Origin of the sequence: Turicibacter sp., assembly GCF_017941855.1 — a bacterium.
In the GTDB taxonomy this organism is placed as follows: Bacteria; Bacillota_I; Bacilli_A; order MOL361; family Turicibacteraceae; genus Turicibacter; species Turicibacter sanguinis.
Genome location: NZ_JAGAVR010000081.1, coordinates 1 through 11,051, shown reverse-complemented (window position 1 = coordinate 11,051; position 11,051 = coordinate 1). Strand labels below are relative to the sequence as shown.

Sequence of the window (11,051 nt, the reverse complement as noted above, 5' to 3'; positions counted from 1 at the left end):
TGGAACCGTATTATCTGATCAAGTGAAGACATTAGCTCATCACGGTCTTAAAGGGGTAAACATTAGTTTAGATTCATTAAAAGCTGATCGATTTCACCAAATCACACGTCGTGGGATTTTAGCCAATGTTTTAAAGTTTATTGATGAGTGTTTAGCTTATGGGTTAAAGGTAAAGTTAAATACAGTCCTTGTCGATGAGGTGAATCAAGATGAAATTTTAGATTTTGTAAGATTAACGCTAGAAAAACCAATTGATGTTCGTTTCATTGAACTCATGCCCATCGGAGTTGGAAAAGTGCATAAAGGTGTGACAAATGAAGAGGTGCTTCAAACAATTTGCTCTAGTTACTCAGATGTTGTGGAAGTTGGAAAAGCGGATAAAGGTGGACCGGCAACATATGTCTGTGTGAATCAAGGACCTGGAAAAGTCGGGTTTATTTCTGCTGTGAGTAATTGTTTCTGTGAATCATGTAATCGGATTCGCGTGAGTGCAGATGGTTTTTTGAAGCAATGCTTACATTTTAAATTTGGTGTGAGTTTAAAAGATTTAATAAGAGCAGGTATCACTGATGAGGCATTGCAACACGTCATCTATGAACAAATTTATCACAAACCTGAAAAACATTTATTTAATCAAGAGAATATAGACGAAGAAGTTAAGTTTATGAATCAAATTGGAGGGTAACAACGTGAATCAAGTCATGGCAATTTGTATGAGTGAAAAAAAAGGAACGGCCAAACAAATGGTACAAGAGGCAACACTAATTGAAAATTTCGGAATTAAAGGAGATGCTCATGCTGGAAAATGGCATCGTCAAGTCAGTTTATTAGCACTTGAAAAAATTGAAGATTTCAATTTAAAAGGAGCTAATGTTGATTTTGGAGCGTTTGGTGAAAATTTAGTCGTATCGGGGATCAAACTAAATGAACTACCGGTTGGACAAAAGATTCAAGTGGGGGAAACCTTACTTGAAGTCACACAAATTGGAAAAGAGTGTCATACACGTTGTGCGATTTACTACCGCGTAGGTCAATGTATCATGCCGAAAAATGGAATTTTCACACGAGTTTTAAAAAGTGGAAACATCAAAGTCGGGGATAGCGTCGTTTTAATTGAAGAATAAGACCAAAAAAGATGAAAGGATATTCCTTTCATCTTTTTTTACAAAAGGTTGATGCTGTATTGATTTAGAAATGGTTAAAGAGGGTTACATCGAAAGAAAATAGGTTAAGGGTGAATCGTTTATAAAAAAAATAAAACGCTTTACAAACATCGGGGGAAAACGTAAAATAGAAGTTTGTTTAGATTAGTTTTCAAGGAACTCCAGATGAGGAGGATATAAAAATGGAATCTGTTTTGAAATCAATTGCGGTTTGTCAATCTGCTAAAATCGTGAAGAAGGTTGAAGCAGGATGGTCAAGTGATGTAAAGTATTATGTACTAGACGCTCATAACCGCGAATATATGTTAAGGTTATCAGATATTTCACAGGATCAATCAAAGCGGATAGAGTTTGAACGAATTCAAAACTTCAATACTTTAGACTTTGAGATGTCACGAGCTGTTGAATTTGGGACGTGTAATGCAGGAAGCATGGTTTATATGTTATTAACTTGGGTTGTCGGAGAGTCACTTGAGTCATCACTAAAAGTGTTGAGTGAGCAGAAGCAATATGAATTAGGAATAAAGGCCGGAAAAATTTTAAAGGCTATTCATGATTTGCCGACAATAGAAGTGGTGGATGTGTTAGCGAAAAAAGAAAAGATGCTTGAAAAATTGGCTCGTTATGAACGTTGTGGGTATCGTGTTGAGCAAGATGATAAAATTATCAACTATATTAAATCGCACTTAGATGACTTAAATGATTTGAAGGTGGTCATGAATCATGGAGATTATCATGTTGGGAATTTGATTTTAACTTCAGATTTTGAAGTAGGAGTCATTGATTTCAATCGAATGCAAGTGAGTGATTACGTAGAGGATTTTTATAAAGTGCAATCATTTAATGTTGAGGTCAGTATCCCGTTTTCAATCGGTCAAATTCATGGCTATTTTCAAGGGAATCCAAGTGAAGAATTTTGGAAAGTCTTAGCGTTATATAATGCGTATGCAGCGCTTAATTCTATTACTTGGGCTACTAAGTTTGGCCAAGAAGAAATTGAGGGCATGATTCGTCGCTGTAGACAAACAATGAAAGATTATGATTCTTTTACTCAAGTGGTACCACGTTGGTATGTCACGCTTGAGTAACAATAAAAACACCCCATCGGTAAGAGATGGGGTGTTTTTGATGACGAAAGAAAATAAAAGAAAAAATTTAATAAGTGTTTATCACTAGCGGCGTCTAAACACCTATTGGAGAGAGTTTATCCACAAAGGATAAGCTTAATTTACCCGATTCCCCGTTAAAATATGCAACATCAGCTGATTTTTATGAAGCTTCATACATCACTTCATGATCATAAAGTTGTAAATTATACTGCCGAATTAATTCGCCAAGTCGTTTCGCATAGACGCGATTTCCAAGTTCATCTTCTGCTGTACTATAGCCAGCATCTTGCAAAGCCTTGGCTTGAAGTCGATACGTTTTTGCCTCAAAAACGCCAGCTTGTTGATAACGAGCATTATTGACTAAAAAGGCAGCATGATCATCAATTGATTGTTGCCAGTTTTCATACTGGCGAAAGGTTCCAATTACCATTTGATCAGCATATTCAAGTGTTTCAAAGCTCATACTCGGACCATCCCAACGTGAGTCTGCCTTAATCCCAAATAAATTATGTGTCGCTACCGCCAAATCAGATGTTCCCCAGTTAGATTCTAAGATAGCTTGGGCAATCGTGATAGAAGGTAAAATGCCCGTTTCATAATAATTTGCCTCTGCTGGTTGGACGAGTTGGGCAATAAATTGTGCCTCTTTAGCGCTTGGTTCTAGCTTAGAGGAAACATAACCGACGTATTTTAAATCGTCTAAATATTGATAAGCACGCGTCTTTTCATCATCTGAAAAGTCAGAATCTGCTACCACTTCATCAAAACTTTTCACATGGGTATCCGTCATAAATTCTTGGGCCGTGTAGGTTAAGACCTCATCACTAATTTGGTGCATCTCATTATTTTGTTCCACACCAATGAAAGCGATTATCTCTTTCCAATTTAATTGATTAAAATCACCACCTAATTCATCGACTTTATTGACCAGATACGTTAAATCAAGGGCTGAAACATCCAAATGAGCCATCCGTTCCTGTTCTTTTTTAAGTTCATATTTTGTTTCGATATCTTTAAATCCTCTAATAAACACGACCATAAAGCCAATGAGGAAGAGGAAGATCCATCTTTTTTTCATGTGTCGTCACCTACTCTCATCTAGATACGTTGAATTTTAGCAAGTTTAACAAACTTTCGCAATGTGATTTAAAGATTCACACAGAAATACCGCATTTATGAGGCTAAAAGGTTAAAATGAACGCGTCAGGGATGAATCGTTGAATAATATCTTCGCTTAAATTAAAATAACTGAGGCAAGAGTCTAAAACGATGGCATCACTACTTATGATATGGGAGTGATGTTGAAGAGCTAAATCGGCATTAGGAACCAATTCCACGCTTGTTTTAAAGTTCCAAAATTTTGAAAACTCTAAAATCTTGTATTTGAGATTTCGCGAGTTAGAAACCGGTTCATCTAAATAAAAAATAACCTGGTTCACGTGATGAGAGCTTAAGCATTGACCAATCAGTCGCAGTGCTTCTTCTGTTTGCTCAATGAGTTTGTATGTTCCTCGAAGTCCGGCTAAATCGCGAATGATTTCATCACGGCCACGAATTAAGGTGCCTCCTGATAGGGCGACTTCAAGGGTGATGATCAGGTTGAATCCATCAATATAGATTGTTTGATGGTTTAAGGCTGAAAGTGATAATCGACGAGAGATTCGACTTTCTTTTTGTAACTGTGTGCAGACACAACGCTTTAAGGCATCCCGTTGGCGATTGGAAAATTGATAGCGATCCGACACAAATTTAACGACGGGTAAGATGGGATAGTTTCGATCAAGAAGCCACTCGATTTCTTCTTTGGCCTGTTTTAATCGAAGTTGCTCTGTCTTTGAAAACCATTTTGTATCATGGATATCAAAGCCACGTTTTTTCATGAACACCACTCCTTCTCATTAGGGTGGATGAGTCGTGTTGATTTTAAACAAAAAATTAGTATACTTGAAGTTAAGGGAGGTAAGGGTTGTGATTGAAACAATCAGAAATGAATTACTTGTGTTAGCAGAGCCAACCTATCAAAGGTTCGCAATGCGACTATTACCTGGAACCGACCATTTACTTGGAGTTCGTTTACCAAAGCTTCGGCAAATGGCTAGAAAAATCTCCAAAAGGGATTATGAAGCATATTTACAAAACAATGACGAACTTTACTTTGAAGAAATCATGTTAAAAGGCATGATCATTGGTTATATCAAGGTTCCTTTGGATGCAAAACTTGAGTTGATTCGTCAATTTGTGCCCAAAATTAATAATTGGTCAGTCTGTGATAGCTTTTGTTCAGGGTTAAAATTTACGAAAGACCACCAAATGGAAGTTTGGACGTTTTTACAACCTTATTTTCAATCATCTCATGAATTTGAAGTTCGATTTGCTGTGGTGATGGCGTTAATTTATTATATAGAAGATCTGTTTATTGAGTCTGTGCTAGAGACATTAGATCAGGTTAAGCATCAAGGATATTATGCTCAGATGGCAGTTGCATGGGCTATTTCAATTTGTTTTATTAAACAAGAAAAAAAGACTCAGACTTACTTAGAAAATCATTCATTAGATCCTTTTACTTATCAAAAAGCATTGCAAAAAATCATTGAATCAAATCAAGTCGATAAGAAGACGAAAGCACGGATAAAAAAGATGAAAAAAAGCGAGCGTTAGTTTATTTCTAACGTTCGCTTTTTCAATTACCATTCTTGAGGATGATAGTTTAATTCTTGGAATAAACGTGTTTTTTCTTTTTTGGTTAAGTCACGCCATTGTCCTACTGGCAGATTTCCAAGCGTAATGTTCATAATACGGACACGTTGTAAACGATAAACTTCATATCCTAATACTTCACACATACGACGAATTTGGCGATTTAATCCTTGTGTTAAAATAATGTTAAATTCATATTTTGAAATTTGTGTCACTTTACAAGGTAATGTTTTTTGTCCTAAGATTCGAACCCCTTTAGACATTTTTTCAATAAATTCAGGTGTAATTGGTTTATCAACAGATACAATATATTCTTTTTCGTGATTATTTTCAGCACGTAAAATTTCGTTGACAATATCTCCATCATTTGTAAGTAAAATTAATCCATCAGAATCTTTATCTAAACGACCAATATTAAACACACGAAGCGGGTGATTAACTAAATCGACGATATTTCCTTTGACTCCTTTTTCTGTTGTACACGTAATTCCGACCGGTTTATTTAAAGCAAGATAAACGTGATTACGAGCAAGACGGATAATGTTTCCATTTACCATTACCTCATCACCAGGTTTCACTTGATCACCAATTTTAGCAATACGACCGTTAACTTTAACTCGTCCTTCCGCAATTAATTTATCAGCCCCACGTCTTGAAGCTTTTCCAGAATCACTTATAAATTTATTTAAACGCATGTTGTCACTTCCTTTGATGGAGTTTAAAAAATCAATCTGTCATAAGTATACCGTGATTTTAAATAATTTGTCGATAGGAACTTAGCTAAAATCCTTTTATTTCAAGATTAAATCTCACGTCAGTCACTTTAATCTCCATACAGCAAGAAATTTCTGAACCTATCTTAAAAGTAGAGACAAATCAGAATGATTATCCCAAAATGATATCTTTTAATCGGGACGGGAGTTCAAGTGATCTTGTAAATAAAAGCAAACTATTCAAGATTTTCGTATATGATTCTCAACTCGTATAATGACGATAGTTTGATGGAACGATTACATTTGGTTTAATGGGTTACCATTTAAATTAGAGGCTTGTTTTTAACGCTCAAGAATCGTAAAATAGGACTGAAAAGAGGAGGAATATATGATGATGGAACCGACAATGAACGCGTAGCAGAGGTTATGCGATTAATTAGTTAAATAGCCTTTGCGAACTCTCATGTTAGATTGAATAAATCTTGAGGAGGCGCAACATGTGCTATATTAAAGCGAAAGATGTTTTACCACTTGAAGTTATTGAACTCATTCAACAATATGTCGATGGCGAATATTTGTATATTCCCAAAAAAGAGGAGCGTAGACTCGGGTGGGGCACTAAGACGAAAATAAGAGAAGAAATGAATCAACGAAATACTAATATTTATACAGAATTTTTAGCTGGGGAATCAAAGGAAACCTTAGCTCATAACTACTGTTTATCACAAAAAAGTATTGAACGTATTATTTTGCAACAAAAACGAAAAAGATGAGGCAATCTGTTTGCCTCATCTTTTTTTCAGAATCATAAATGAGGTCGCCATAAGATGAAGTGTGGGATATCATAATACAGGTGGAGGGATTTTTGATGAGTACTAGATTAAAAAATGTATTAGCCTGTTACGACTTAGTGGAGGCGAAGATTGAAACAGAAGCGATAAGTGATGAAACGAATCGTCAACCACACGTTTGGACCGTGAATGATGATTACTTATTGAGAATGAGTGAGAATTTAGAGGAATTAAAACGACACATTCATTTATCTAAATTATTAAAGACGGTTAATGTTAAAACGCAAACCCCGATTCAAACTGTGAATCACGAAGATTATGTCGTTATGGATGGTTATTATTTTATTTTGTGTGAAAAAATAAAAGGATCCGTATTAACGGATTATTTTATAGCCGATGAGGCGAAGCTTGGTTATGAACTGGGGCAACATTTAGCAACGCTACACGAAGGGTTAAAAGAAATTACACCAAAACTCACTGATTTGTGGGATAATGATATGTTACAAGAGTTATCGGGGTGGGTGAGTGAAGAACTTGAAACGTATGTATCAGCGTCAACCTTACCTAAAACGGAACTAACTGAACTAAAAAACATAAAAAATACGTGTATAAATCATTTTAAGGAGCTTTATAACAATCTTCCAAGACAGGCGATTCATCGTGACTTTCATGGCGCCAATATCATTTTTAATGATAATGAAATTGTCGGCTATATTGATTTTGATTTAACCCAACTCAATGCGCGATTATTTGACGTTTGTTATTTAGGAACGGGGGCATTGGCTAGTATTTTTCAAGAAGAGGCCAAACGTGACAGATGATCAATCTTTTTCAAGCAAGTGATTAAAGGATATGACGAAGTAACCATTTTAACGTTTGAAGAAAAGCAAATGATTAAGCCCATGATGATTGCAATTGACTTGATCATGATTGCCTTTTTTGTTCAAGGAGGTTACAAAGAACTTGCTGACACGAATACGAGAATGATTAACTGGATCGAAAACACATGGAGCGGGGATTTAGGAACAGTCTAAGTTACGCACCTCAGTGGAATATCAAAAGAATTTTAATTTCACCTCGATATTTGTGTTATAATAAAGATTATTCGACATAGTATGGAGGCATTTTAATGGATAATAATGATATTTTAATTCGAATCAGATATGCATTAAACTTAAAAGACGGTCAAATGCTTAAAATATTTAAATTAGGTGGCGTGACGTTAACAGAAGAAGAAGTTCGAAAAATGTTAATTAAGTCACCGGATAAAGGAATTTTCCAAGATCAAGAGGCAGAGGAAAATTTAAAATGTAATAATCGTACATTAGATGCGTTTTTAAATGGGTTAATTGTGTATAAACGAGGTCAAAAAGAAGGGCAAGAACCGATGCAACCTGTTGCGATTAAACAAAACGCTGTTAATAATGTCGTGATGAAAAAGTTAAAAATTGCGCTTTCTTTAACAGGAGAAGACATGCTTGAAATTTTAGCTTTAGCAGGCGTTCAGATTTCAAAAAGTGAATTAAGTGCGGTGTTACGTAAAGAAGGGCAAAAAAATTATAAACAGTGTGGCGATCGTTATCTTCGTAACTTCTTAAAAGGATTAACATTAAAACCACGTTTGTAATCAATAAAAAGTCTATCATTGGATAGACTTTTTATGTTGTCGAAGCATGGAATAACTTGTCGTTGAAAAAAGTATTAATTATTGATATAATTTAATTCTCACAGCATTTCGTATGAAAAGAAAAAATATTTTTTAAATTGGAGAAGTGATCTATGACGGTAAGAATTGCAATCCTAGGTGGACCACGTTGTGGAAAAACAACGTTAATTCAACAATTATATGTGGATTTAAAAATCAGAGATATTAATGTTGGAGTCGCAACAGAATACAGTACTGATTATTTAAGAGATAAAGGCATGATCGAATCAATTTCTGAGCAATACGGAATTTATTTAGGTCAATTACATTTAGAGAAAGCATTAGATGGACACGATTATGCTGTAACGGATTATGCGACATTCGTTCCTTATATTTATGGACGTTTAATGCTAGGTGATAAAACTCGCACCAAAAAAGAAATTGAAATTTTAAATGACCTATATAGTTTAGCGATTCGTGATTTACCTCAATATGACTATATCTTCTTTGTACCACGTGAATTTGGTTATAAGAAAGATGGCGTAAGATGGCAAGATGAAGAAGTTGCTCAAATGGTGGATGATGCGATCTTAAACTTCTTAAATGCTGAAAATGTGAAATATTCTGTGATTAGTGGTTCAACCAAAGAACGTTCAGAAAAAATCATGGATATTATCGGAATCGATGCTGAAATCGTTCAACCTATTAGTGTTGACGAAATGGCAGAATAATAAAAAAATGTCGACCAGGCGGTCGACATTTTTTTTGATTTATCAAATGCTTTATTGACTATTCATGTTAAATTAGCTTTGAAATTAACCTAAATTTTACAATTTATTATAAATTCGATATAATTGTAAGGAGTAAGGGGGATGAAAATGAAGAAATGGAGAGAAATTAGCACCTTTGGGATGCCATTGGCATACATCATGGGTTTTGTTTGCGTCGATAGTTTAATTCGATTAATGGCAGGTTATGATTGGTTTTCATTAAAAGCCATTTTATTTTCGATTTCATTTAGTAGTTTATTAGCTGCCATTGGGCTATTATTTAAAGGAATCGCAAGACCTATTTTCTATAGCATGACGTTTAGTCTCATTAGCATTATTGCAGTGGGACAATTGATTTATTATCGATTTTATCAAGCTTTTTTTTCTGTTAATCAAATGACGAATTTAATGGAATTATCAACGGTAAGTGGGGAGATATTTCGGGTATTAGAATTAAAATATAGTTTGTTTTTAATTCCCACGGGATTTGTTTTATTAGCGTGCTATTGGTTTAAATCACCGAAAAAACGAACACGACATGATCAACTGATTATCGTGACTTTAACTATTTTGTCTGTTATCTTAAGTACTGTCACAAAGCTAACTTTTACACAAGCAAGCAATGAAGGGAGTCGATATAAAGATGATGTTTATTTATACGAAACATTATTTGATAAAGGAAAAGCGATGAGTGAATTTGGATTGTATCAATATACACTACAAGATATTAAACTTGCTATCAGTCATCAGCAAGAAAAAACGCAAGTAGTGGGCCAACAAACATCTGAAATTGACGACTACTTTCAAAAATTAAATCATACGCATATCGACAATGAGATGAGTGGGATTTTTGAAGGGAAAAACGTCGTTTACATTATGGCAGAAAGTTTGTTCAGCCGTGCCATTCATGAACAGGCGACCCCAACATTATATAAACTAATGAATGAAGGAATTTATTTTGAGAACTATTATTCCCCACATTATAAAGGGACCACGAGTGACTCGGAATTTATCTCTAATACCTCGTTGGTACCATCAGTGAATTATGGCACAACTTGTTATGAATTCACCGACAACGCGTTTCCAAATTCAATTGCGTCTGTGTTTAAAAAGGCAGGATACAGCGCGACATCTTATCATTCGAACACCGGAGAATTTTATAATCGAGATGCCTATCATGAATCACTAGGATATGATGCTTTTTATGACCAAGAAGCACTTGGTTTAGAATTTTTAGAAGAGTGGGAGTATATGGTGAACTGGCCAAGTGATGCGGATTTAATGAATGCTGCGTCTGATATTTTTCTTGAAGATGATCGTTTCTTTAGTTACGTGATTACGACGAATGGTCATACGCCCTATACCACACAGCGGACTGAACTACAAGAAAATTACGATTATGTTAGCTCATTTATTCAGTCTGATGACGAAGAAATTGTTTATTATTATGCCGCTCAAAATGCCTTCGACCAATCAATCGAAGTGCTTATGGGGCGTCTATTAGAAGCGGGAGTCTTAGATGAAACAGTTCTTGTCATTTATGGGGATCATTATCCTTATCCCATTCATCACGATAAGTTATGGGCATATGATTCAACAAATGAGTGGGATTGGCAAGAGCTTCGTAAAGTTCCACTCATGATTTGGACACCGGGGATTGAGGCTCAGACGGTATCAAAAGTTATGAATGTATTTGATTTAGTTCCGACGATGGCGAATTTATTTAATTTAGATTACGATTATGAGCATGCATTTGGGATTGATATTTTTAGTGAATTAGAATCAACCGTTATTTTTGAAGATTATGGATGGATCACCGATCATGCAAGATATAATAAGTATTCAGAATATTATGAATCCTTTGATGAGATAGGAACTGAAAGTTATATGGAAGAAATGGATGTTAAAGTGATTGAAATGTTTGAAATCGGACAAAAAGTGTTACGAGATGATTACTTTAAAAGATAACCTCACTAGCTTCTAATTCTTAAAAGGAGTATCGCATAAATAATAAAAAGAGTTCTATTAAATTAGAACTCTTTTTATTATTTATTTACGCAATGATGACAACGATTGTAATCATCTTGTTCAGGGAATTTGGCATCGACACGACCACCTGGTCCAACTTCAAGATTACAGTTTGCACAATACGGTGTTTCATCA

Annotated in this window: 13 protein-coding genes; 10 read left to right on the top strand and 3 right to left on the bottom strand. The window is 35.0% G+C overall.

The window, feature by feature from the left end; all coding sequences use genetic code 11:
• The 3 genes from J6D32_RS09395 to J6D32_RS09385 form a co-directional block, all read left to right on the top strand.
• Positions 1-685 (top strand): GTP 3',8-cyclase MoaA (locus J6D32_RS09395; RefSeq protein WP_287467602.1); only part of this gene is annotated, 685 nt, incomplete at its 5' end.
• Between the two features lie 4 nt (positions 686-689).
• Complete coding sequence (locus tag J6D32_RS09390; protein WP_287467601.1) at positions 690-1,124, top strand: MOSC domain-containing protein; 435 nt, start codon at positions 690-692, stop codon at positions 1,122-1,124.
• Positions 1,125-1,345: 221 nt separating this feature from the next.
• Positions 1,346-2,251: an aminoglycoside phosphotransferase family protein gene (locus J6D32_RS09385; RefSeq protein WP_287467600.1), complete on the top strand. Its 906-nt coding sequence runs from the start codon at positions 1,346-1,348 to the stop codon at positions 2,249-2,251.
• 181 nt (positions 2,252-2,432) lie between these two features.
• On the opposite strand, the gene J6D32_RS09380 is transcribed toward J6D32_RS09385, so the two are convergent.
• Positions 2,433-3,350, bottom strand: a complete 918-nt coding sequence (locus J6D32_RS09380; RefSeq protein ID WP_006785729.1) for a glycoside hydrolase family 73 protein — start codon at positions 3,348-3,350, stop codon at positions 2,433-2,435.
• 103 nt (positions 3,351-3,453) lie between these two features.
• Positions 3,454-4,152 carry a DUF434 domain-containing protein gene (locus tag J6D32_RS09375; protein WP_129821554.1) on the bottom strand — a complete coding sequence of 233 codons (699 nt, stop codon included), beginning with the start codon at positions 4,150-4,152 and terminating at the stop codon, positions 3,454-3,456.
• A gap of 88 nt (positions 4,153-4,240) precedes the next feature.
• Between J6D32_RS09375 and J6D32_RS09370 the strand changes: the two genes are divergently transcribed.
• Entirely contained in the window at positions 4,241-4,930 is a 690-nt protein-coding gene (locus J6D32_RS09370) for a DNA alkylation repair protein (RefSeq protein ID WP_287467599.1), read from the top strand.
• A 26-nt stretch (positions 4,931-4,956) separates the two neighbouring features.
• Here J6D32_RS09370 and rluF read toward each other — a convergent pair whose 3' ends face one another.
• Positions 4,957-5,664 (bottom strand): 23S rRNA pseudouridine(2604) synthase RluF, encoded by a 708-nt coding sequence (rluF, locus tag J6D32_RS09365; protein ID WP_006785732.1) that lies wholly within the window; start codon positions 5,662-5,664, stop codon positions 4,957-4,959.
• Between the two features lie 515 nt (positions 5,665-6,179).
• Between rluF and J6D32_RS09360 the strand changes: the two genes are divergently transcribed.
• The 6 genes from J6D32_RS09360 (at position 6,180) to J6D32_RS09335 (ending at position 10,856) form a co-directional block, all read left to right on the top strand.
• Positions 6,180-6,455 carry a CD3324 family protein gene (locus J6D32_RS09360; protein WP_009607708.1) on the top strand — a complete coding sequence of 92 codons (276 nt, stop codon included), beginning with the start codon at positions 6,180-6,182 and terminating at the stop codon, positions 6,453-6,455.
• Positions 6,456-6,550: 95 nt separating this feature from the next.
• A complete protein-coding gene (locus J6D32_RS09355) occupies positions 6,551-7,294 on the top strand; it encodes a phosphotransferase (RefSeq protein ID WP_006785735.1) in 744 nt (247 codons plus the stop codon).
• A gap of 69 nt (positions 7,295-7,363) precedes the next feature.
• Positions 7,364-7,507 carry a hypothetical protein gene (locus tag J6D32_RS09350; protein ID WP_155222991.1) on the top strand — a complete coding sequence of 48 codons (144 nt, stop codon included), beginning with the start codon at positions 7,364-7,366 and terminating at the stop codon, positions 7,505-7,507.
• 95 nt (positions 7,508-7,602) lie between these two features.
• Positions 7,603-8,100 (top strand): YehS family protein, encoded by a 498-nt coding sequence (locus tag J6D32_RS09345; protein ID WP_006785737.1) that lies wholly within the window; start codon positions 7,603-7,605, stop codon positions 8,098-8,100.
• A 152-nt stretch (positions 8,101-8,252) separates the two neighbouring features.
• Positions 8,253-8,849, top strand: a complete 597-nt coding sequence (locus tag J6D32_RS09340; RefSeq protein WP_006785738.1) for an ATP/GTP-binding protein — start codon at positions 8,253-8,255, stop codon at positions 8,847-8,849.
• 147 nt (positions 8,850-8,996) lie between these two features.
• A complete protein-coding gene (locus J6D32_RS09335) occupies positions 8,997-10,856 on the top strand; it encodes an LTA synthase family protein (RefSeq protein WP_006785739.1) in 1,860 nt (619 codons plus the stop codon).
• The last annotated feature ends 195 nt before the right edge of the window (positions 10,857-11,051 follow it).

What these genes read in the sequence shown, in the direction of transcription:
- rluF (WP_006785732.1), bottom strand. Translation starts at nt 5,664, where the DNA reads ATGCGTTTAAATAAATTTATAAGTGATTCTGGAAAAGCTTCAAGACGT.
- J6D32_RS09340 (WP_006785738.1), top strand. Translation starts at nt 8,253, where the DNA reads ATGACGGTAAGAATTGCAATCCTAGGTGGACCACGTTGTGGAAAAACA.
- J6D32_RS09350 (WP_155222991.1), top strand. Translation starts at nt 7,364, where the DNA reads ATGATTAAGCCCATGATGATTGCAATTGACTTGATCATGATTGCCTTT.
- J6D32_RS09385 (WP_287467600.1), top strand. Translation starts at nt 1,346, where the DNA reads ATGGAATCTGTTTTGAAATCAATTGCGGTTTGTCAATCTGCTAAAATC.
- J6D32_RS09360 (WP_009607708.1), top strand. Translation starts at nt 6,180, where the DNA reads ATGTGCTATATTAAAGCGAAAGATGTTTTACCACTTGAAGTTATTGAA.
- J6D32_RS09335 (WP_006785739.1), top strand. Translation starts at nt 8,997, where the DNA reads ATGAAGAAATGGAGAGAAATTAGCACCTTTGGGATGCCATTGGCATAC.
- J6D32_RS09345 (WP_006785737.1), top strand. Translation starts at nt 7,603, where the DNA reads ATGGATAATAATGATATTTTAATTCGAATCAGATATGCATTAAACTTA.
- J6D32_RS09380 (WP_006785729.1), bottom strand. Translation starts at nt 3,350, where the DNA reads ATGAAAAAAAGATGGATCTTCCTCTTCCTCATTGGCTTTATGGTCGTG.
- J6D32_RS09375 (WP_129821554.1), bottom strand. Translation starts at nt 4,152, where the DNA reads ATGAAAAAACGTGGCTTTGATATCCATGATACAAAATGGTTTTCAAAG.
- J6D32_RS09355 (WP_006785735.1), top strand. Translation starts at nt 6,551, where the DNA reads ATGAGTACTAGATTAAAAAATGTATTAGCCTGTTACGACTTAGTGGAG.